The sequence below is a fragment of the Acinetobacter bouvetii DSM 14964 = CIP 107468 genome (genome assembly GCF_000368865.1).
Classification (GTDB): domain Bacteria; phylum Pseudomonadota; class Gammaproteobacteria; order Pseudomonadales; family Moraxellaceae; genus Acinetobacter; species Acinetobacter bouvetii.
Map to the genome: position 1 here is coordinate 23874 of NZ_KB849728.1, position 21592 is coordinate 45465.

Sequence of the window (21592 nt, forward strand, 5' to 3'; positions counted from 1 at the left end):
CTATGCCTGATCGAAACTTGCCTCGCTTCATGCTAAGATTTAAAGTCTTTTTCTTTTATAGTTTCGCACTTGAGGTTAATCATGAGCTCTTGTTCGCACGAACATCATAATGCATTGCATGGCGTGCACGACCACCCGAATGTGGCGCAGCGGCTTGCAGACGCTGAAAGCATGTGTTCGGCTTCAGGCGCGCGCCTCACCCCTTTGCGCAAGGAAGTGCTGGAGCTGATTTTAAATGCTGCAGGCCCCATGGGCGCTTATGACCTTTTGGCAAAAATCAAAAGTGATTCTGACCGCCCTGCTGCCCCGCCAACGGTGTACCGCACTTTAGACTTTTTATTGGAAAAAGGCTTAATTCACCGTTTAACCTCAATTAATGCCTATATTCCCTGCTGCCACCCGCGTGAGGGTCATCAGGCCGCCTTTTTAATCTGCACCGAATGCAAAACGGTGAAAGAAGCTTCTGCGCAAGGCCTGCTGCAGCAGCTGGATGAATTGTCTGCATCTGACCATTTCACCGCGCACCACAGCATTATTGAAATTTCAGGAATCTGTCAGCAGTGCAGCAAACCCTAAGCACAGCTCCTCTGATTGAGCTGAAAAACATCCATGTGCGGATTGATGAACGCGATATTCTGAAAAATGTCGATTTCACCCTGCACGACCGTGAAATTGTCACGCTCATCGGCCCGAACGGCGCAGGCAAATCAACCCTGATCAAAGTCCTGCTTGGCATTCTGAAGCCCAAGTCCGGACAGGTCATCGCAGCCAAGAATTTAAAATTCTCCTATGTGCCGCAAAAATTCAACCCATCCCACAGCTTGCCGCTGCGGGTCTGTGATTTGCTGGCTTTAGAAAAATGTGAAGCCTCTATAAAGGCAGAGGTTATCCGTGATACAGGCATTGCCAAGCTGCAGGACGCCAAAGTGCAGCAGCTGTCCGGCGGCGAGCGCCAGCGGGTGCTGATTGCCCGGGCGCTGCTGCGTCAGCCGGATGTGCTGGTTTTAGATGAGCCGATGCAAGGCCTGGATATCCAGTCCGAAGCGGAACTGTATGATTATGTGCGCAGCCTGCCGGAAAAATACGGCTGTACGGTACTGATGGTATCGCATGATTTGCAGTGGGTCATGCAGGGCACACACCGCGTGGTCTGCCTGAATAAGCACATCTGCTGCAGCGGCCTGCCTGAAAGCGTACAGCAGCATCCTGAATATCAAGCGATTTTCGGCACCAACCGCGTGTTCTATCAGCACCATCATGATCATTGCGGCCATGGAGATTCTGCGGCACCGTGCCCGCACGATTCTCGCCCGCACATTCACCCCGAACCGGAAGCTTAAGCCATGATGGAATGGTTACAACTGCTGCTGCCTGCATGGATCATGGGCACCTTATTGGTGTTCCTCACAGCCCCGCTCGGCTGTTTAATGCTGTGGCGCCGCATGTCGTTTTTTGCCGACACCATGGCGCATGGCACCTTACTGGGTGTGGCGATTGCCGGCGCTTTAGCCCTCCCCCTCTGGGTAGGCGTGACCTTGCTTGCTGTCATGCTGGTGGGCATTTTATGGATTCTGCATGACCCGCGGCTGCCGAATGATGCGCTGCTGGCGCTGTGTTCCGCCACACTGCTCTGCTCCGGCCTGCTGCTGATTCAGCACTTGCCTGAGCTGCGCCCTGAACTGCTCAGCTATTTATTTGGCGACCTGCTGACGATTTCATGGTCAGATTTGCCTGTCTTTAGCCTGGTGATTATAGGCGCGCTGGCCATACTGTATAAATATTGGCAGGCGCAGATTCAGATTGCGATTGATCCGGATATTGCGGTCAGCGAAGGCATCAATGCCAAATGGCAGCGCCTGATTTTCATGCTGCTGCTGGCCTTGTTTACGGTTTTGGCGCTGCGCGCGGTCGGTTCATTATTAATGGGCGCTTTGCTGGTGATTCCTGCATTAACTGCGCGCCTGATGGCAAATTCACCTCAACAGATGGTGCTCTGGTCTTTTGTATTTGCACAAATCGGCATTAGCGTAGGCCTATGGTCCAGCGCTGGCCTGAATGTATCGACAGGCCTGAGCATTGTGCTGACCATGTCGATTTTGTTTGCCGTGATTTTTGCCGTGCAGAAAATCAAAAAAATGGCTTAAGCAGTCCAATATTGCAATCTAAAACCATGCTATACAAACACTGAACTGCCTGCGGGCAGTTTTTTATGATGTTCTTTTTCTGTATCCTCTGATATATGTTGAATATCAGCATTATGAAAAAAATCAGATTATGGAGCTGGACAGCTTTCAATTGATGGCCCGCTATAACAGCTGGGCCACGCAGCGTTTGAACCTGATTTTAGATCAAGTTTCGGATGAAGACTTTTACAGAGACAGCGGCTTATTTTTTCAGAGCATTTTCGGCACACTGAATCATTTGCTGCTGGGTGAACATGTCTTATGGTTTCCGCGCTTCAGCCAAGGCCATTCACCGAAGATAACCTTGAACAGCATTATTGAACAGGACCGTTATGTGCTGACTCAGACGCTGCTGGAAAAGTCCTTTGATTGGCAGAACTATCTGCATGATCTGGATCCTGCGCTGCTCAGCGGACTCTTTCATTACCAGACCTCTAAAGGCCAAGAGATTTCTGTCCCCTTTGCCGGTACGCTGCTGCATGTGTTTAATCACGGCACCCATCACCGCGGACAAATTACAGCGGCACTTAGCGCCATGGGCTATGACTGCCCTGAACTGGATTTGATTTATATGCTCTTAGAGCAAACAAAGAGCGATCCAAAATAATGAATGGACTGTTTTAAAGGCTATTTTTTAATTTATAGAACCGAAACTCTGGATTAAACAGCCCAATTAAAAATACGATTGAAAATGCGATCCAAAAGAACCATGCCATCATAATGATTTGGCCTTTCGTCCACTCTTCAGATTGTGAGGAGCTAAAGAGAAGCCATGTCTTCCAGCCCTGAATATACGATGCACCGCCCCACGATATAATCCATTTTGTCACGATGCACTCTAAGGCATAAATCAAAATCCATAGCGCTGTAGACATTGTTTTTTCTACTTATTTTATTAACTATATCTCAAACATATCAGATCAGCCAATAAGATAAAAACACATTATTATTAAAGCTTATACGTATAAATCACTGATGCACCAAGCTCAGCAAGCTGGCTGCGCAGGCAAACAGCACTGCAAAGGTCCGATTCATATACTTTTGCTGTTTGGGTGATTTTAAAAGCCGCAGCACTTTTGATGCCAGCCCTGTATAGCCTGCCATGACAATTAAATCGATACTGATCATCGTCACAGCCATGATTACATATTGAATCCACTGCGGTTTGGACAAGTCTAAAAATTGCGGCAAGACTGCCAATAAAAACACAATGGCCTTGGGATTGCTCATATTCACCAGAAAGCCATGCAGCACCAATTTTCCGCGTGATTTATCCGGCAGATTCTGCTGAATTTCGATGGACTGTACAGGCGCTGTCCACTGCAAAAAAGCCAAATACAGCAAATATAAAACCCCAAACCATTTCACAATTTGAAATGCCCAAGGTGTAGTCGCAAACAACACTCCTGCTCCTGCCGCCACAACGCCAATTTGCACCAATAGCGCCAGCTGCAGTCCAAGCGCATTCCAATAGCCATGCTTAAAACCGTAATTGAGGCCGCTCGACATAGAAGCAATCGCGCCTGCGCCTGGAGAAATACTGATCACCCAGCAGGCCAGCATATAGGCCAGCCAAATTTGGAAGGACATATCAAAGGTAGTTTTACAAATAGAAGCGCAATTATATGACATTTACTATTTATTAGGCGGATTAAAGCCATGCGGATTTAAATATACTTCTAGGCTACCCACTGTACAGCCATTAGGGCACAATAGAGAAAGCTACGCAGAAAATATCAAAATTTAGGAGCCATGAATGACCGCCCAATCTGTAATTTTACCTTTGCCATCAGATCATGCGCGTTTTATTGTTCTTCGCTTAAAAGATTTAACCCTTGAAGAACTGAAAGAAAAACTTGGGAATTTATTTGATACCCGTGACCGCTTAATTACACAGCATCCGCACTCCCAGATTAAAACAGCTGTCGCTTTTGGCCCCGAGCTTTGGGCAAACCTGCATGCTGAAGCGCCTGCAGGCTTTAAACAGCTGGCGCCGATTGAAGGCTCATTTCAAATGCCTGTGGTTCCCGCAGATGTGCTGATTCATATCGCCGCACAGCGTACCGATATCTGCTTTGCTTTAAGCCAGGCTTTTTTTGACGGCATTCAAGATAAAGTAGACGTTTTAGATGAGCGCGTCTGCTTCCGCAATTTTGATGGCCGCGACCTCACTGGCTTTATTGATGGCACTGAAAACCCGCAATTTCCAGATGACCGCGCTGAAACCGCATTGCTGCCTGAAGATGCTGGTGTTTTTGCAGATGGTTCTTTCATTTTCGCTCAGCGTTATGCACACAACCTAGAAAAATGGAAAAAGTTGAAAGTGGATGCGCAAGAGCATGTGATTGGCCGCACCAAGCTGGAATCGATTGAACTGAGTGAGGCTGAACAGCCTGAAAACTCGCATGTATCACGCACTGTGGTTGAAGATGGTGAAGGTGAAGAGCTGGCCATTCTGCGTCATTCTTTGCCTTATGGAGATGGCCGCGGTGATCAAGGCTTATTTTTCGTTGCTTACACCAACGATTTAAGCATTATCGACAGCATGTTATTGCGTATGTTTGGCACCAGCGGTGACGGCATTCATGACCGCCTGCTGCATTTTGTCACTCCCATGGATGGCGCATATTACTTTGCACCGAGTGAAGAGCTGTTGGAAGAAGTGCTGGAAGGTTAAATAAATAAAGCCGACGAAAGTCGGCTTTTTAAGATTTGAATTTGTGATATTAGTTTATTTTAAATCTCTCAACTAGATTTTAATTTCCTGAGATTAATTCCAAATCACTCTAAGTTACAGGAAATGTGATCCAAACTTTCAATCGAGATAGACTCTATTTTACTGCCATTCCCAATATTATATATAAAATAGCCTTTATTCTCCTTCATAGGAATCTTATATACAAATAGGTCTATTGAATCATCCCCACTAGAAAATCTTTCTGGCTTGATATTTCTATTTAATTTCTTAATACTATTTCCCAGCTTACCAACACTTATATTGTTAGCATCAACTACTTTCAAATCTCGAGTATGAATAGATGTGACTACTCCATAATCATCAATATCAGCACTTGTCAGAGTGTTATTAACTAAAATATTTTTTCTATTTTGACATTCTTTTAAATCAGTAATATCACTATAGTTTTGAATAATTATATCCCCCTTAAACCTCTCCATTAATATTTCTAAATTATCTCCTATTTTAATATAATTTAATTCATTTTCTTTATTTTTATTTCCATTTAAGTCTGATAAATTATTATAACTATTGAAACAACCACACAAAAATAAAATAAAAAAAATAAAATATTTTTTTTTCATAAATCAAATATCCTCTAGATCTGGAGACAACCCTTGTAAATGAAGGTGATTATTATGCCGTGGATCTGACAAATGCTTACAATTTGGAAAAATATAATTACTTTTAACACCAGCCTTAGAGTTAGTAAAATACTCACTGAGCATTTTTTTTGACTTCCCCCAACCAAATCTTATAAAGTTATTGATCAAATTCAAAGTCCTTTCATGATCATAAATAGCATCTTGCAATATAACTGCTAGAGGCTGTTTATCAGTTCTTAAATATCTTAGATCTCCTGCTTCACCATTAATATGACTTTTACTCTCACCTGGATCACCATTGACTCTGCTAAAACCATTAAAACAAATGTCATCATACCCAGATTTACACAAAGCTCCTAAAAATGCAGCTAACTCAATACCACCTAAATAATATCGTTGCTGTCCAGAATTCATTAAAATTTTATAACCTACTACACCTGAACGATATTTCTCAAAATGTCTTACATCTACTAAATAAACATTACCACTACCCAAGACGTTCTTGGAAGACCATCTTTTTGCGACAACATATTTTGATTTACCTAAATTATGAACAGCCCCTGTAGAATCGTAATATATATACTGAGCATAGCCAGTAGCAGCTCTGTTTTCTCTTTTAATTTTTCCATCATGGTAAATATGATAACGTGTTGTATCACTCGTAGATGGAGACTGATTGCTAGCCGTTGTTAGTGGCTGACCACCATTTTCGGTGTATGTATTATCTTGAATAGGCTGATGTTTTTCTGATTCCAATTTTGCTTTTTCAGCCTGTTCTTTTGCTTTTTTTTCATGAGCATCTTGTTGCTGCTTTTGCCGCATTTGTTCAGATTTTTTCTTAAGTTGATCTGCTTCCTTACGCTTTTGATCGGCAATTTCATACAGCTTAGAAGCTTTTACAAATCCTTCATTAACTTTAAAATACCTAATTGGTATTCCTTTCAAAACACGAAGCTTCTGCAACTCTTTATTTTTTACACCAAAGCCAAAAACAAAACCCAGAAGCATTTTTACACTGACATCTCCATTACTATCTGTTCTTTTTACAATTTGCTTATTTCTATAGAAAATACTTACCAAGGTATTTTTTACATTTTTATTATTTTCTTTAACATTGATTTTAAAAGAACATACAGGTAATTTAATTTTAATAGTCTGATTAGATAAAGACTGTTCAACTTTAAAATGATGTATTTTTTGAGGTTGACCAGCTCCAGATACTGTAACCTCGATATCTTCACCTACTTCAGCCACTATTCCTTTTTTTGTCCCTGACGAATCAGCCGTATGCTTTTTTATATTCCCTTTATAAGTTAAGTAAAAACCCATATTAGAAATAGCCTTCCTTGTATCCTCTTCTATAATTTGAACATTAAAACTCACTTCTTTTGTATTGCCAGCAACTACCTCTTTTTTTTCTTCAGATGAATTTTGCTCATTTCTTACTTCTTGAGGAGTCTTATCTGATTGAGGTTTTGGCTGAGGAGTACTATTTTGCTCTAACACAACAGGTACAGATATTTCTTTTGTTAATTTAATTGTATAGCTTTCTTTTTTATCTTTTTGCTGTGTAATTTCTAATTTCTTACCATCAACGATTATTTTAATTTTAGTATTTGGATGTCTAACAATAACTGGAATTTCCCCTTCATTGTTTGTCTTATAATCATTCGAAATTTTTCCGATTTTACTGTAATATTTACCTTCTTTATATTCCGACTCAATTATAACTTTTTTACCTAAAACAGGATTACCACCCTCATCTATTAGATTAATATATACTTTACGATTACAACAACTTTCCAAATCGTAATGAGCGAATAAGGATATATATTCACCGACTTTCGTACCAAAAGCATCTGTACTATTACCTAAGCCTTGAACAAATTCTAGAACATATTTAGGTCCTTTTAAATGTGCTCCTGCTATACAGCCAGATTCAGTTATTTCAACACCACCAACCCTAACACCATAAAATTCATTTAAATTTTGACTATTTAGTCTATTACACAAAGTATTAATCCATTTATTAAAAGCCTTTATTTGAATAGTTCTATCTTTTAAAAAAATACTTTTTGAGGTGACGCCATCTAACCCCGTCCAAGTACCATTCCAATCATTGACTTGTAGGGATTTTTGAAAACTACTCGAAGACTTACTATTAAATTCAAAAGGCGGCTTAAAATAACCCAAATCATATAGTGCACTTTCACCAAATTGAAAATAGCCTATAAATCCATACCCAGCAGTTTTACCGTTATGAACATTTCTGGCTTGTAAATTTGGTCTAACTGTATCAGATAATGAGAGGTCTGATGACGATTCTCTACGGGAAATAGCATATATATAGGCTAGTCGATCTTCTCCAAAAGAAGGTCCATTTTCAAGCGAAACAAAACTCATTATAGCCCCTTAGATTCAAAATCAATTTTTTTAAATAATATTAATATTTTATTTTTATTATTATCATTTATACTTTTTGAAAATATAATCATATTTTTATTAAAATCAAAGCTTCTATCTTTCTTTAAATTAAACATAACACTTCCTAAACTTTTAATGTCATCAACAATCACATAAAACTCTAAAGGTTTGTTTTTATTTATAAATGAGATAAGCAGAATGTTTTCCTTTGAATTTTTGATATCCCAGCATTCATAAGGGATATGCATCCAATCTCCAGACCCAAGATCTATCTTATTTATTTTTAGAATACGATTTATTGAACTTTTTAAATCTTTTCTCTGAAAATTACATTTATCTGATTCGATATAATTGAAGCTAACTTTTTCACCATCCAATATTTCATATGGATATGATTTCAATATCTCTGCATGAGTAAAAGGCATTAGACACATAAACAACATAAAAAGGATTTTATTTTTCATAAAACTTCTCACAATCCAAAACTTTTAAAATCAGCTTCTAATTCACTATAATCATATAATTCTTCCGTGTTGTGATAATGATCATCGTCATCACCACCACAGCAATCTTCACTAGAATCCTGATTTTCTGTGCTATTCAAGTCATTTTTGATAACAAAAAGCTCATCATGATTCTGACTATCATGTCCTAAAATAATTACTTCAACATTATCAGCACTATCGCTGAAAAAGCGTTGAGTACGACCGAACTCGTCTAAAAACCCATTAAATTCAGTTTTTTTGGCATGATTTAAAAATTTAAATTTAATTTTTTGATTTATTTGATCTTTATCAAATAGTTCACCAAAATCAAACCTTCGGCTAAATATTCCACTCTCAGGCATCTTAGGTAATTGAGCATTCACAGTCGCACCCGCCACAAAACTATGCTGCCCTGCCTTACTTTCAAACTTTCCGCCCGTTGTGGTAAATATTCCAGCCCCATTAATCTTCAGCTGTGACCCACCCGCCGTCAGCACAATCTCTTTCGGACTGGTAATTTCAATCTTATCTTCCGTTGAAATCAGCTTAATTACCTTACGGGCAATCGCTTCTATCGCATCATCTTGTGCCTGCAATTCCACTTTGCCTTTAGCAGCATAAGCACTTAGCCCCTTTTGCGCTGCAAACAGGCTGATTTTGTCCTGTGCATGCGCCACCAAATTCTTCTGCGCGCTGATATTTACAGAACCCTGAGCACTTGAAGCAATGTCTTGAGAGGCCTGCAGCACAATATCTTCTGGCGTGGTCAATGCAATGCCATTTGGAGACGCCAATAACATAAGCGCCTGCCTAAACAATTTACCTTGCTCCTGCTGTTGCGGGTCTGATGAACTTTCCAAATTTTGGGTATAGCCTTCCATGAAGCCTTTAACATGTTCCAAAGCCTTAGTAGGTGTGAATATTTCAGGCTTGCCGAAACCACCATCCATGATCATTTCATCAGGCTTGATTTTGATTTCTTCAACAATTTTACCCACCTCTTTCAAAACCTTCAGCGGATCATTCTTCAGCTGGTTTTTTAAATTGCCAATTCGTGCCTGCAGCTGTTCAGAACCATGATCTTCAAGGTTTTGAATCACTTCTTTTAAATTGTCAAAAGCCTCTTCAGCATCTTCAAAATAGGCTTGGAACTGCTGCACTGTGCCTTTGACATCTTTGGTAATTGCGCCCATATCCTGAATAAAGCCTTTGCAATTTTTTAAAGCATTTAACGGATCTTGCGACAATTCATCTTTAAAGAGGCTGACTGTCGTCATCAAGGCTTGCGAGGTGCTTTTAATTTCAAGGGATTGAATTAATTTGGGCAAACGGCCAATCACATTCAGCGCATCTGTTTGCTGTTTCACAGCAATACTGCTGAGCATTTTCATGCTTTCCTGACCTTGGCTCAGCAAGGCCTGCGCTTTAGCAGCCTCCAAATGATCGGCGATGGCATTTTCCTGCGCATAGGTCGAAATCAGCATGCCTTTGCCTGCACGCACGGCGCCAAAAGCATCGGTTCTCAGCTCAAACCCCTCACCGCGTCCATTGCTTTGTTCTTTATCTTTCGGATGGCTGAGATTGCCTAAATTCAGCTGGCTGGCGCCATGGCTGCTTTGCAGCTGCGTGCTGATCTGTCCTGCCGTATCATCAAAACGCAATTGATTAAAGCCAGCGCCATCCACCTCCTGCGAACGGATGCCGCTGAGTTTTTTAGTCTCAGGCAGCTGGCCTTTGGCATCAAACATGGTCTGATGCCGTTCCGCTTCATGTATGCGCCCCACCACAAAGGGCCGGTCGACGTCGCCTTCGAAGAAGTCAATCACCACGATTTCACCAATCCGCGGATGAAAACGCGCGCCATAGCCCTCACCCGCCCACGGGGTCAGCACATCGACCCAAGCAGAATCGGCATCACTGTCATTGCTGCCGGCACCGCCATCATGAGCATGGTCTTCATTGCGGGTAAAGCTGAAACGGACTTTAATGCGCCCCCAGGCATCCACATGAATGCTTTCCCCTTCTGGGCCCACCACTTTAGCCCGCTGCGGATGCGCGGCAGGACGATGCTGCAGCGGGTCATATTCAGGAACTACAGCAATGCTGCGCCGCATCACATACAATTCATTGGCTTGGCGCTCATCGCCTAAAGATGGCCAGCGGCTGGCGCTGAGCAGCGATTCCAGCTGCATCAGAATGTCTTTCGGCAGGTTATTTTGGTTATAGAATGCTTTGCCTAAAATCAGGAATTCACAGTCTGAGCCTTCATGCGGGTTAATGTCAGGATGATCGGTCAGCTGGAACCAATAGCCGGCTTGCGCATTGCGGACACTGCTGCGGGCCGTAAAAAATTTCGACTGCAGAATCTGATGCTGATTCAGCTGCTGATTCAGCTGTTCCAGCTGCGCACTGCCCGCAGGCGTCGCTTGATCTTCACCGCTTAAATCCGCTGTCCATGCAGGGCTGAGTGACCAGACCTGTTCCAGGCCGAGGCTTTCATTATCCTGCTGCTCACTGTGCACATGCGTGCTGAGCAAAGGCTGAGACTGGTCCTGAGCCAAAGACTGCGCCTGCCAGCGCTGAGTTTGAACTGCTGTCGCCTGCAGCTGGCGCTGGCCAATAAAACTGGTGATGCTATCCAGACGCTCGGCTGCATGGCTGCGGTGAAACCGGATGGAGCGGCGGCTCAGCGCGTTAAACGCCTGATTATGATCAATCAAGCGCAACTGCTGCGCCTGCATGGGTGCAGCGGATGCAGCAACGGTCAGTTCAGCTTCATCAATCAGCCAATTGATGCCTTCACTGCGCCACAAACGCGTTAAAAAGCCATAGTCACTTTCATTGGCCTGCATGACAAATGGCCGTACGGCATAATCTCGGCTGAGGCCTTCTAAATTCAAACTTAAACTGGATGCGAATAACGCGCTTTTCTGCTGCCATTCACTGAATAAAACCTCAGTGACCTCACGCACGCTTTTATTCATAAACACCCGGCTATTGCGGCGCTTATGCCAAAGCGCGGTGGCATCTTCAATGACCAGCTTATAAACCGTCAGCGCGCCATCGCTTTGCCCCTGACTGGCGCCCGTAATCACCCCGGTGATGCGCTGCAGCTGGCCTAGATCGGTCACCTGATCAATGGCGGCACGCCCGCCAATAAATTGCTTGAGCGGAATATGCGCATGCGCGGACAGACAAATCAGCTCGGCGCGCAGCCCCTGATTAATGCGGTGCTCGCCTTCAATACGCTGAATAAAGACTTGAGTATTCAGGATTTCATTTGAAAAATGGATATGCAAAGCGCGCTGCTGCACACTGAGGCCAAAACTCTCAATTAGGCTATAAATATTTTTAATCATGTTCTTTTTTTTAATTAATTTATTTTATTTGTGCGCGCATTCTAGAAAATGTTGTTTTTTTAGTCCAGCTATTTTTTCAGCAGCTGCTCAATTTCATTGCCCATCCCCCTCATTGAAAAATGCGTAAAATTATACCGCATTCAACTTTCGGGACGGAAAATGGACTGTTACACTGCTGATTCTCTTTAATTTAATCATGCTAAAAAGATGCTCCAGATTGAATCCAAACTCCCTGCGCAAGGCGTGACCATTTTCAGCACCATGAGCGCCATGGCGCAGCGTTTAAATGCGTTGAACATGTCTCAAGGCTTTCCTGATTTTCCTGCGCCGCCCGCACTGCTGGACGCCTTGGCGCAAGCTGCACAAGATGGATTTAATCAATATGCGCCGGGCGATGGCCTATTGAGTTTGCGAGAACAGCTGGCACAGCTTTTTTGGCAGCGCGACCAGTTGCACCTCGATCCTGCGGCTGAAATCACCATTACCCCGGGCGCAACCATTGGCCTGTTCAGCGCCATTCAAGCCATTGTGCATGCAGGCGATGAAATCATTATTTTTGATCCCAGCTATGACAGCTATGCGCCCAGTGTAAAGTTAGCCGGCGGCATTCCTGTGCATATCCGCCTCACCGCTCCCGGTTTCCATGTGGATTGGCAAGCGGTGAAAGATGCGGTCAATGCCAAAACCCGTATGATCATTGTCAACACGCCGCACAACCCGACGGGCGCCATTTGGTCAAAACAGGATTGGCAGCAGCTGATTGAGCTGATTCAGGATACAAATATTGCCGTGCTGTCGGATGAAGTTTATGAACATCTGATTTATGACGGCCAGCGCCATTATTCCGCGCTGTCTTTTCCAGAGCTGCGGGAGCGCAGCTTGGTGATCGGCTCATTTGGCAAAACCTTTCATGTCACCGGCTGGAAAACCGGCTACTGTGCGGCGCCAGCTCATTTGATGGCGCTGTTCCGCCAAGTCTATCAATTTACCAATTTCTGCGGTGTGACGCCGGTGCAAATGGCGCTGGCCAATTTCATGACGCATCACCCTGAACATATTGCAGAACTGGCTGGTTTTTATCAGGCCAAGCGTGACTTATTTAATGCCGGACTGAAAAATTCACGTTTTCAATTTACACCGTCACCCGGCACCTATTTTCAAAATTTAGATTACAGCGCCATCCGCCCTGATTTGAATGACAGCGCAATGTGCCAGCATCTGGCGGAACAGCATGGCATCGTGGCCATACCGGTCTCTGTTTTTTATCAGCAGCCGCCGGAAAATTTACGCTTAATCCGCTTTTGCTTTGCGAAAAAAGATGAAACGCTGCAAAAAGCGGGAGCCATTTTATCGCAGGTCTAACAATTCGCTGAATCGCCATTTTGGCTAATTAAATTCAAGCCTGAGTTACTGTAGAGCTAAGGCTTTTTTAAGCCATTCCTGCTAATGTCAGCATGAGTCAATCAATATTATAAGTACACTGCCTAGGATTGCATATGACGGAGCATCAGCCTTTCAACAGTCAACAAAAACTTTGGAAATCCTTTCTGATTTTCCTTGTGCCGCTGATCGCCACCAATATTCTGCAAAACCTTTCAGGGACAGTGAATACCGTATTTGTCGGCCAAATGCTGGGCGTTCATGCAATTGCGGCGGTGTCCGTCTTTTTTCCAATCTTGTTCTGCCTGATGGCCTTTGTGATTGGCCTTTCGGCAGGCGCTACCGTTTTGGTTGGACAGGCCTGGGGCGCTAAAAACATTGAGAAAGTGCACAGCGTGGTGGGTTCAACACTGTTTATGACGCTGATTGGCGGCAGTGTGATTGCTTTTCTTGGAGTGTTTTTTGCCAAATATATACTGCTGGCGCTGGGCACAGATTCAGAGGTGCTGCATCTGTCTATCCCTTATGTGCAATGGATGCTGGCGGGCAGCCCGCTGCTGTTCATCTACATTATTTACACCTCGATTCTGCGCGGAGTCGGCGACAGCACGACCCCGCTGATTGCATCCGGCATGACAATTGCCACGGGCTTGATCATTACCCCTGTACTGATTGCGGGAAAATTTGGCCTGCCCAAGCTGGGCATTGTCGGGCCAGCCATTGCGACAATCATCGGTTTCAGCATTGCGCTGATCTTTTTATATTTCTATTTAAATAAAAAAAATCACCCGCTGCGCCCAGATGCAGCATTGCTCCGCCATATCCGCTATGAGCCGGAACTGAGTAAAATCATTCTGCGGCTGGGCATTCCAACGGGCATTCAAATGGTGACCACCTCTGTGGCTGGGCTGGTGATTGTCGGGCTGGTCAACCGCTACGGCGCAGATGCCACCGCCGCCTACGGCGCAGTGAATCAGGTGCTGAACTACATTCAGTTTCCGGCATTATCCATTGCCATCGCGGCTTCAATCTTTGCCGCGCAAGCGATTGGCGCCGGCAAGTCCGATTTGCTGAACAAAGTCAACCGCACCGCGCTGACCATGAATATTCTGTTTACCGGCACACTGGTTATTCTGGCCTATTTATTCTCCAAGTATTTGATGGCGCTGTTCATCACTGACCCGCAGGTCGTTGTGCTGGGTCAGGAACTGCTGTTTATTGTGCTGTGGTCGATCGTATTTTTTGGCGCCAGCGCAATCTTTTCCTCCATCATGCGCGCCAGCGGAACCGTGACTGTGCCGATGATCATCAATATTGCAGCCATTTTGCTGATTGAAGTGCCTTGCGCTTATTTATTCAGTGAACGGTGGGGGCTCAAAGGCATTTGGTATGCCTATGCGCTGGCCTTTGTCTGCCTGTGCCTGATGCAAGGGCTGTATTACCACTTGGTCTGGAAAAAGAAAACGATTCAAGCACTGATTTAGCAGCTCAGCTTGAAAACTGATAACCTTTGAAATTAATCCTATTTTTATACAAATGTGTTCCTTGTTATAACCAAAGCGCATCTGATAAAAATAGGTTATTACCATGTCAAAACGAAAAATTAAATTAGGCGCTTTTGTACCCGGCATTTCTCAGCATTTGGCAGGCTGGCGCCACCCGCAAGCACGCCCTCAGGACAACCACAGCCTCGCTTATTTTGTAGAACTGGCCAAAACGGCAGAACGCGGTTTATTTGATGCCTATTTCCTTGCTGATATCCCTGTCAGTGTCGACCCGGACCGCACAGCTAACTTAGGCCTCAATGCCAATAACACGGGTTTAGAACCGATTACCCTCTTTTCAGCGCTGTCTGCAGTGACTCAGCATATTGGCTTTATTGCGACGGCATCCAGCACCTATGAGCAGCCTTATAGTTTGGCGCGCAAGTTCGCCTCCTTAGATCATCTGTCGCAAGGCCGCGCCGCATGGAATGTGGTCACCACGGCCCAGCCTGAAGCTGCCAAAAATTATGGCCTAGAACAGGCGCCTTTGCCGCAAGCGCGCTATGAACGCGCGGATGAGTTTATTAACGTAGCGCAAAAACTCTGGGACTCTTGGGAAGATGATGCTTTCAGCTATGACAAAGCATCCGGAGAGTTTTTTGACGGCAGCAAAGTGCATGCGCCGCGGTTTAAGGGCAAGCATATTGCCGTAGACGGCGCGTTGAATATCGCCCGCCCGCCGCAGGGCTATCCGGTGATTGTGCAGGCAGGCCAGTCTGAAGATGGCCGCGAACTGGCCGCTAAATATGCCGAAGTCATTTTTACTGCACAGCAGAATTTAAGTGATGCGCAAAGCTTTTACCGCGATGTCAAACAGCGTCTAAGCAAATATGGCCGCCATGCCGATGATGTCAAAATCATGCCCGGCGTATCTATCTTTGTGGCAGCAACGGAGGCCGAAGCCCGCGCCAAATATGATGAGCTGAACAGCTATATTCATCCTTCCGTCGGGCTGATGCTGCTGCATGCCTTAGGCGGATTTACCGAAGACCTCAGCCAATATGATCTGGATCAGCCGCTGCCGGCGCATATCGGCCAGCTCAGTCATGGCGCCAGCCGCCAGCAGCTGATTTTAGACATTGCCCGTAAAAACAACTTCAGCATCCGCCAGCTGTACCAATGGATTGCCAGCGCGCGCGGCCACTGGACACTGATTGGCACCCCTGCGCAAATCGCAGATCAGCTGCAGCAATGGTTTGAAAATGATGCTGCGGACGGCTTTAATATTTTACCGCCGACCACACCGGCCAGCTTAGATGATTTTGTCGATTCAGTCGTGCCTGAACTGCAGCGCCGCGGCCTATTCCGCACGGCCTATGAAGGAAAGACTTTACGTGACAATTTAGGCCTGAAACGCCCTGAAAACCAATATGTTTTGGCGCGCCGCTATACGGAACACGCCTCATAAGCAGCAAGCCCCAAAAAAGCCCCAGATGGGGCTTTTTTATGCTTCACGCTTTAACCTAGATCACGCGCTTACCACGCCAGCTTAAACTGCTCCAGCTCATGCGGCAGCGCCAATTCAGGCTGTTCTTGGAAATCCAGCAGAATGTCATTTTTAATCGCGGCGATGCGGTAGTCCTCACGCTTGCGCGGACGCTCAAGCTCTACAGGCACAATGCGTTTAATCCGCCCTGGATGCGGCTGCATCACCACTACACGGTCACCCAGCAGCACTGCCTCTTCCACATCATGCGTCACCAAAATGGTGGTGATTTTTTCAGACTGCCAAATCCGCTGCAGCTCTTGTTGCAAATTCGCGCGGGTCAATGCATCCAATGCACCAAAAGGCTCATCCAGCAATAAAATTTGCGGACGGTTGACCAAGCTGCGCGCAATGGCAACGCGCTGGCTCATGCCGCCTGACAGCTGGCTCGGATAAGCCTTTTTAAATGCGCTTAACTGCACCAGCTCAAGGTGATAATCAATCAGCGCCTGCTTTTCAGCCTTGCTTAAGGCGCTTTTTTCTAAGGCCAAAGCCACGTTTTGTTCGACATTCAGCCATGGAAACAGGCGGTGATCCTGAAACACAATGCCGCGTTCTAAACTGGTGCCTTTAACAGGCTGACCGTCAATTAAAATTTGGCCATCAAAAGATGCATCCAATCCGACCAAGAGGCGCAGCAGCGTAGACTTGCCACAGCCGCTGTTGCCGACAATGCTGATGAACTCGCCATGCTGAATATTCAGCTGAATCTGTTCTAAAACTTTTAAGTCCTGCCCGTCTTTGGGAAAGTATTTATCCAGCTGCCGGATTTGCACATGCGGCTGATGCTGTACTGCTTGATTCATAATGTTCTCGCTTCTTGTTATTTCTGCGCAGCCTGACGCCAGCGTAAATTGTATTGTTCAAAAAATTGCGCGACTTTGGAAAAGACTAGGCCGACTGCGCCAATGATCAGCATGCCGTACAGCACCACTTCCATTTTAAATAAGTTCTGGCCGTCCATAATCGGGTTGACCACGCCCACAGCTGAAACAAAGAAATACTCCGCGCCCACGGTCGCCACCCATGAAAAAACCAAGGCGATATTCAGGCCCGCAAAAATACTGGGCGCAGCAGCCGGCAAAATCACTTTAAAAAAAGTCTGCAGCGGATTGAGCTGGAAAATTTGCGCCACTTCTTTAACTTTCACAGGCACATTTCTGACGCCGTCATAAGTGTTAAAAAACACCGGATAAAACACCACCAGACTGATAAAAATCACTTTGGAAACTTCGCCATGGCCAAACCACATAATCATCAGCGGAATCCATGCAAAAACTGCGACATGCTTGATGGCATTTAAAGTGGGCGAAAAAAATCGGTCCAGCCAGACATTCAGCCCGAGCAGCAATCCAAAACCAGCGCCAATCACGCCGCCTGCAATAAAGCCCGCCGTATTGCGCAGCAAACTGGCGATGACATTTTCATACAGCTCACCGGACTGCGCCGACTCCAGCAGCACCTTGCCCACCTCTTTCGGCGCAGGCAGCAAAGCTGGATCGACCCATTTCCAAGCGGCCGCAGCCGACCATGCAATCAAAAGCACCAGCGGGATGATCCAGCCGCGATAATCAATATTTTTCATTCTTCTTGCTCCGGTTAATTGGCCTGATCCCAGCCGCGGAATTGCTTTTGCAGCAGGCGGATGAAGACATCAAAAGCAAAGCCCACCAGTCCAATCACCACAACAGTCGCCAATACCACATCCAGCTGAAAAATTTGCCGTCCATAGACCATGATGTAGCCAATGCCCTCGCTGGATGCCAGCAGCTCAACGGCCACCAATGCGCCCCATGCGCTGGCCAGCGATAAGCGCAGGCCGCCAATAAAGCTGAGGAAAGCGCCCGGCAGCACCAGATTTTTAAACTTGGACCACGTGCCCAGCTGATAGACATCTGCAACCTCAATCAGCTGCGGCGATATATTGCGCACGCCCTTAAAAACGTTGATGGTCATCGGGACTAAAGCGGCTTTGGCAATAAGAATAATTTTCAGCGCTTCATCAATACCGACCAAGAGAATTAATAACGGAATCCAGCCCACCACTGGCACCAAATTAATGACTTTAAACGTTGGCCAAATATAGGCTTCGGCTGTACGGGACAGCCCCATGGCTAGGCCAAGCGCTAGCGCTATAACAATCCCAGCGCTAAAGCCATAGCCAATGCGGCTCAGGCTGATACTGAGATTGCTCCACAGCTCACCGCTGCTGTACAGGTCTTTCAGCGCTGTCCAGACCAGCTCTGGCGGCGGCAGCAATAAGGTATTGACCCAATTGCGCTCCACCGCGATTTGCCATGTGTACAGCAGCAGCAAAGGGAAAATCAGGCCGACACTCCACAATGCTGCTTTACTCTGAAGCACAGGCTGCAGCAGGCGTTTCAGCGCCAGCAGCGGTTCAGGCTTCGCAATCGGTTTTGCGCTATCCAGCTCTAATTCTTGCAGCATCAGATCTCTCCTTTCAGAAACCAAGGCTTATTGATCCAGCACTCAAGGCGTCCAGAAATTCTGTAAATTTTGACTCTTCAGCGCGTTGTTGAGGTATTTAGGCTCAATCCACTGATCGACATCAATATTGCCGCGGATCAGCTTTAAGTCCTGGCCTGCTTTGAGTTTCTGCTTAATTAAGGAAATACTGGCGCTATTGAAGACTGGCGCGCTGTGGCTTTTTAAATTCACACCGTCATTGGCGCGGACAAATGCGCTATACGGCAAGCCGGATTTGGCCCAAGTTTTAAATAAAGCCGGTTTGTTGTTTGGGTTACTCTCCCAAGCAGCTTCTTTCACCAGCACATTGACCACGCGCTGTACGGTTTCAGGATATTTCTGCTCGAACTTTGAGTTTACGAGTACGTAGCCAGAACTTTGCAGCTGCGCAGGCTCTTTTTTAGAGCTGTAAATCAGCTTCGCCACACCGCGGTCAATCACAGGAAATACCGACTGATTGCTGAATAATGCATCCAGATCGCCGCTGGCCAAAGCCGCGTAGCCGACAGGGCCGTCTACGTTGACAAATCTAAAGTCCTTTTCCGTAAAACCATATTTTTTAATAATTTGATTTAATGCTAAATGCACACTGGTGCCGCGGAAAAAGCCGATTCTTTTGCCTTTTAAATCTGCCCATGATTTGGCGGTTGATCCCGGCGGTACAATTAAATAGGTATTGTCATTTGAACCTGCCACCGCAATCAGTTTGGTATCTAAACGGCTGGCTTTACCAATCAGGGCCGGCAGATCACCGAGCCAAGTAATGTCGATCAAGCCATTGGCATAGGATTCATTAATTGCAGGGCCTGCGCCTTTGAAGTTGTTCCACTGGATTTTAATGCCGTCTTTTTGGAATTCTTTTTCAATGAGGCCTTGAGTCTGCACCGTTGCATAGTAGCTGCCGTAGCCGACAGGGCGGTTGCCGGTGCCCACCAATGGTGAAGCAAAACGGATGACCGCTGGCTTAGCCTCAGCTGCAAAGGCCTGCACCGCCGGTACGAGTGTAGAAACAGCAATCACGCTGCTGAATAAAATTTTGGTCCATGAAGACATGCGGAATTCCTCTAATAATTTAAATAAGGTTTAAAAGCCGTACTGGAACTGGGCGACCAGCTCGTTGTAGCTCTTGTTGATTAGTTCGTTATTCACATGATTCACATTGATTTGAAATTTGGTGGTTTCTGCAAAAAATGCATTGAGCCCGAGGCTGTGTATGTCAATCAGCTGATTGTCCGCATTGGTGTCGCGGTCTATGCTGTCAAAGCGGTAAAAGGCCTGATAGGACTTTGGCCACCAGTCGTCATAACGCCCCTGATTGCGGAAGCCCTTGACAAACTGCTCACCAAAGTTCCAAAACAGCGTGCCCGTATGTGACTCGCTTTCGCGTTTATACACAGAAGCGCTTTGGCTGCTATAGGTATCGTCTTCGCCCTGCACATATTCATACGTCACGCCAAATGGATGGTGGTTGTAATAAATATCAAAGCCTTTGCGCAGCACATCGCCTTTGCCGGCAAAGGATGCGCTGGCGCCGCTGGTTTCAAATAAATTGCTCCTGCCCTGATACCACGACACGCCAAAGCTCAGTTCACGCAGCCACGAGTTGTATTCGGCAGGCAAGGTGTAGCGCAGGCGTCCGACAAAGTTTTTGTCATCATTGTCATCGGACTTATTTGCGCCATTGCCATTCACAATCCCAAAGGCATAGCTGATCATTGGAGAACGGTAGTTGTAGCCATAATCAACCGTCGGCAGCGCATCGCCGCGCACAATCAGCCCCACCTCACGCAAAGCCAAGCCGTAGCCATAGCCCGGCAAACTGAATAAGGCATTGTTGATGGTTGGCTTCAAATCTTCAGTCGCCTGCACCTCTTGGCCAAAGGGCAGCAGCTGCTGACCCAAAGTGACCGACAAACGGCCTGTATCCGGGCTTAATGTCGGCAGCACGTTATAAATCAGCTGCGCATCCAGCAAGTTCAAATAGCTGTTATTGGTGCCCGACTGCGGTGACGTGCCAAAGCGCAGGTTAAAGTCGAGGTTTTTGCCCTGCTCATAATCTTTAAATAAGTTGCCGGAAAAGCCAATCTGCACCGCGCCCAAATCAAAGGAAGAGCGGCGGCTGTTCACCGCATTGCCTGTATTTGCGCCCTGCGGCGGCGTGACTTGCGGCTCATCGATATAAGATGCTTTGGTCTGGACCACGCCATTAATCAGCAGCTGGCGGGTAGACAGCGCCGTTTTCGTATCGCGTTCACGCTGCACCTGATATTTATAATTTTCCAAATCGCTTTGCAGGCCCTGCAGCTCTGCACGGGTCACAAAGCTTTGATCATCCTCAGCCTCAAGACTGCTTTCTGATCCAGCTTCAGCGCCCGCATCTGCGGTTAAATTTTCATCAGCCGCTTCTGCGCCGCCCGCTTTAGCCTGGTCTGCGCTTTGAATGCGGCTAAGCTCAGTTTTTAATTGTTTTAATGACTGCTCCAGCTGCGCAACCTGCTGCTGCAGCTGCGCAACATCCGTATCTGCATGGCTTAAAGCAATACTTGCACTCAACAGCGTCAGCGCTGCTACCCCTTGTTTTAAATAAATTCGTTTCATGCTGAACCGTCACCTAAAGCTTCGCAAGTGACACATCAGTGGACTTAATCAGCACAATCACCTGACTGCCGATCTGCAAATCCAGTTCGATCACAGAACGGGTGGTAATGACTGAAGTAAATACGCCGGAGGCCGTAACCACATCGACTTCTGAAACAACGTCGCCTTTCACGATTTCCTGAATCGTGCCTTTTAATTGATTGCGCACATTAATAGATTGAATGGTCATTTTTAATTCCTGTTATTTGCTTGAAATTAATAATGACGCATTTATAAAAAATTAAAAAATAATATAAAATGATTT

At 45.7% G+C, this 21592-nt stretch carries 19 protein-coding genes; 8 read left to right on the forward strand and 11 right to left on the reverse strand.

Annotation, left to right across the window (positions count from 1 at the left end; genetic code table 11):
- The first annotated feature begins 81 nt into the window (after positions 1–81).
- The 4 genes from F941_RS12990 to F941_RS13005 all read left to right on the forward strand — a co-directional run bounded on the left by F941_RS12990 (position 82) and on the right by F941_RS13005 (position 2790).
- A complete protein-coding gene (locus F941_RS12990; protein WP_005012089.1) occupies positions 82–576 on the forward strand; it encodes a transcriptional repressor in 495 nt (164 codons plus the stop codon).
- Positions 561–1340 (forward strand): zinc ABC transporter ATP-binding protein ZnuC, encoded by a 780-nt coding sequence (gene znuC, locus F941_RS12995; protein ID WP_005012092.1) that lies wholly within the window; start codon positions 561–563, stop codon positions 1338–1340. The genes F941_RS12990 and znuC overlap by 16 nt, the downstream gene beginning before the upstream one ends.
- Positions 1341–1343: 3 nt before the next feature.
- Positions 1344–2144 carry a zinc ABC transporter permease subunit ZnuB gene (znuB, locus tag F941_RS13000; RefSeq protein ID WP_005012096.1) on the forward strand — a complete coding sequence of 267 codons (801 nt, stop codon included), beginning with the start codon at positions 1344–1346 and terminating at the stop codon, positions 2142–2144.
- A 130-nt stretch (positions 2145–2274) separates the two neighbouring features.
- On the forward strand, positions 2275–2790 hold the full coding sequence (locus tag F941_RS13005) for a DinB family protein (RefSeq protein ID WP_005012098.1): 516 nt from the start codon (positions 2275–2277) through the stop codon (positions 2788–2790).
- A gap of 362 nt (positions 2791–3152) precedes the next feature.
- On the opposite strand, the gene F941_RS13015 is transcribed toward F941_RS13005, so the two are convergent.
- On the reverse strand, positions 3153–3773 hold the full coding sequence (locus F941_RS13015) for a LysE family transporter (protein WP_005012102.1): 621 nt from the start codon (positions 3771–3773) through the stop codon (positions 3153–3155).
- A 166-nt stretch (positions 3774–3939) separates the two neighbouring features.
- Between F941_RS13015 and F941_RS13020 the strand changes: the two genes are divergently transcribed.
- On the forward strand, positions 3940–4860 hold the full coding sequence (locus F941_RS13020; protein WP_005012104.1) for a Dyp-type peroxidase: 921 nt from the start codon (positions 3940–3942) through the stop codon (positions 4858–4860).
- Positions 4861–4964: 104 nt separating this feature from the next.
- Here the strand turns inward: F941_RS13020 and F941_RS13025 are convergent, their stop codons facing one another.
- The 4 genes from F941_RS13025 to F941_RS13040 are packed head-to-tail and all read right to left on the reverse strand — an operon-like array spanning position 4965 to position 11793.
- Positions 4965–5504, reverse strand: a complete 540-nt coding sequence (locus tag F941_RS13025) for a hypothetical protein (protein ID WP_005012107.1) — start codon at positions 5502–5504, stop codon at positions 4965–4967.
- 3 nt (positions 5505–5507) lie between these two features.
- Positions 5508–7928, reverse strand: coding sequence for a hypothetical protein (locus F941_RS13030; RefSeq protein WP_005012110.1), 2421 nt, complete (start codon positions 7926–7928; stop codon positions 5508–5510).
- Complete coding sequence (locus tag F941_RS13035; RefSeq protein ID WP_018573178.1) at positions 7928–8413, reverse strand: hypothetical protein; 486 nt, start codon at positions 8411–8413, stop codon at positions 7928–7930. The genes F941_RS13030 and F941_RS13035 overlap by 1 nt, the downstream gene beginning before the upstream one ends.
- Before the next feature lie 8 nt (positions 8414–8421).
- Complete coding sequence (locus F941_RS13040; RefSeq protein WP_005012116.1) at positions 8422–11793, reverse strand: type VI secretion system Vgr family protein; 3372 nt, start codon at positions 11791–11793, stop codon at positions 8422–8424.
- Between the two features lie 207 nt (positions 11794–12000).
- On the opposite strand from F941_RS13040, the gene F941_RS13045 reads away from it, so the two are divergent.
- The 3 genes from F941_RS13045 (at position 12001) to F941_RS13055 (ending at position 16125) form a co-directional block, all read left to right on the forward strand.
- Positions 12001–13155, forward strand: a complete 1155-nt coding sequence (locus F941_RS13045) for a methionine aminotransferase (RefSeq protein WP_005012121.1) — start codon at positions 12001–12003, stop codon at positions 13153–13155.
- A 134-nt stretch (positions 13156–13289) separates the two neighbouring features.
- Positions 13290–14657 (forward strand): MATE family efflux transporter, encoded by a 1368-nt coding sequence (locus tag F941_RS13050; RefSeq protein ID WP_005012123.1) that lies wholly within the window; start codon positions 13290–13292, stop codon positions 14655–14657.
- 103 nt (positions 14658–14760) lie between these two features.
- On the forward strand, positions 14761–16125 hold the full coding sequence (locus F941_RS13055; RefSeq protein WP_005012125.1) for an LLM class flavin-dependent oxidoreductase: 1365 nt from the start codon (positions 14761–14763) through the stop codon (positions 16123–16125).
- Positions 16126–16193: 68 nt separating this feature from the next.
- Here the strand turns inward: F941_RS13055 and F941_RS13060 are convergent, their stop codons facing one another.
- The 6 genes from F941_RS13060 to F941_RS13085 are packed head-to-tail and all read right to left on the reverse strand — an operon-like array spanning position 16194 to position 21517.
- On the reverse strand, positions 16194–17009 hold the full coding sequence (locus tag F941_RS13060) for an ABC transporter ATP-binding protein (protein ID WP_005012128.1): 816 nt from the start codon (positions 17007–17009) through the stop codon (positions 16194–16196).
- 17 nt (positions 17010–17026) lie between these two features.
- Positions 17027–17788, reverse strand: coding sequence for an ABC transporter permease (locus F941_RS13065; RefSeq protein ID WP_005012131.1), 762 nt, complete (start codon positions 17786–17788; stop codon positions 17027–17029).
- A 14-nt stretch (positions 17789–17802) separates the two neighbouring features.
- Positions 17803–18651, reverse strand: a complete 849-nt coding sequence (locus F941_RS13070) for an ABC transporter permease (RefSeq protein ID WP_005012134.1) — start codon at positions 18649–18651, stop codon at positions 17803–17805.
- A 42-nt stretch (positions 18652–18693) separates the two neighbouring features.
- Positions 18694–19743: a PhnD/SsuA/transferrin family substrate-binding protein gene (locus F941_RS13075; RefSeq protein ID WP_005012136.1), complete on the reverse strand. Its 1050-nt coding sequence runs from the start codon at positions 19741–19743 to the stop codon at positions 18694–18696.
- A 30-nt stretch (positions 19744–19773) separates the two neighbouring features.
- Complete coding sequence (locus F941_RS13080; RefSeq protein WP_005012139.1) at positions 19774–21288, reverse strand: porin family protein; 1515 nt, start codon at positions 21286–21288, stop codon at positions 19774–19776.
- A gap of 13 nt (positions 21289–21301) precedes the next feature.
- Entirely contained in the window at positions 21302–21517 is a 216-nt protein-coding gene (locus tag F941_RS13085) for a TOBE domain-containing protein (RefSeq protein WP_005012141.1), read from the reverse strand.
- Positions 21518–21592: the final 75 nt, after the last annotated feature.

Bases quoted from the DNA above. Each gene is read 5' to 3' on its own strand.
- F941_RS12990 (WP_005012089.1), top strand. From the start codon at position 82: ATGAGCTCTTGTTCGCACGAACATCATAATGCATTGCATGGCGTGCAC.
- znuB (WP_005012096.1), top strand. From the start codon at position 1,344: ATGATGGAATGGTTACAACTGCTGCTGCCTGCATGGATCATGGGCACC.
- F941_RS13005 (WP_005012098.1), top strand. From the start codon at position 2,275: ATGGAGCTGGACAGCTTTCAATTGATGGCCCGCTATAACAGCTGGGCC.
- F941_RS13015 (WP_005012102.1), bottom strand. From the start codon at position 3,773: ATGTCCTTCCAAATTTGGCTGGCCTATATGCTGGCCTGCTGGGTGATC.
- F941_RS13020 (WP_005012104.1), top strand. From the start codon at position 3,940: ATGACCGCCCAATCTGTAATTTTACCTTTGCCATCAGATCATGCGCGT.
- F941_RS13025 (WP_005012107.1), bottom strand. From the start codon at position 5,504: ATGAAAAAAAAATATTTTATTTTTTTTATTTTATTTTTGTGTGGTTGT.
- F941_RS13030 (WP_005012110.1), bottom strand. From the start codon at position 7,928: ATGAGTTTTGTTTCGCTTGAAAATGGACCTTCTTTTGGAGAAGATCGA.
- F941_RS13035 (WP_018573178.1), bottom strand. From the start codon at position 8,413: ATGAAAAATAAAATCCTTTTTATGTTGTTTATGTGTCTAATGCCTTTT.
- F941_RS13040 (WP_005012116.1), bottom strand. From the start codon at position 11,793: ATGATTAAAAATATTTATAGCCTAATTGAGAGTTTTGGCCTCAGTGTG.
- F941_RS13045 (WP_005012121.1), top strand. From the start codon at position 12,001: ATGCTCCAGATTGAATCCAAACTCCCTGCGCAAGGCGTGACCATTTTC.
- F941_RS13050 (WP_005012123.1), top strand. From the start codon at position 13,290: ATGACGGAGCATCAGCCTTTCAACAGTCAACAAAAACTTTGGAAATCC.
- F941_RS13055 (WP_005012125.1), top strand. From the start codon at position 14,761: ATGTCAAAACGAAAAATTAAATTAGGCGCTTTTGTACCCGGCATTTCT.
- F941_RS13060 (WP_005012128.1), bottom strand. From the start codon at position 17,009: ATGAATCAAGCAGTACAGCATCAGCCGCATGTGCAAATCCGGCAGCTG.
- F941_RS13065 (WP_005012131.1), bottom strand. From the start codon at position 17,788: ATGAAAAATATTGATTATCGCGGCTGGATCATCCCGCTGGTGCTTTTG.
- F941_RS13070 (WP_005012134.1), bottom strand. From the start codon at position 18,651: ATGCTGCAAGAATTAGAGCTGGATAGCGCAAAACCGATTGCGAAGCCT.
- F941_RS13075 (WP_005012136.1), bottom strand. From the start codon at position 19,743: ATGTCTTCATGGACCAAAATTTTATTCAGCAGCGTGATTGCTGTTTCT.
- F941_RS13080 (WP_005012139.1), bottom strand. From the start codon at position 21,288: ATGAAACGAATTTATTTAAAACAAGGGGTAGCAGCGCTGACGCTGTTG.
- F941_RS13085 (WP_005012141.1), bottom strand. From the start codon at position 21,517: ATGACCATTCAATCTATTAATGTGCGCAATCAATTAAAAGGCACGATT.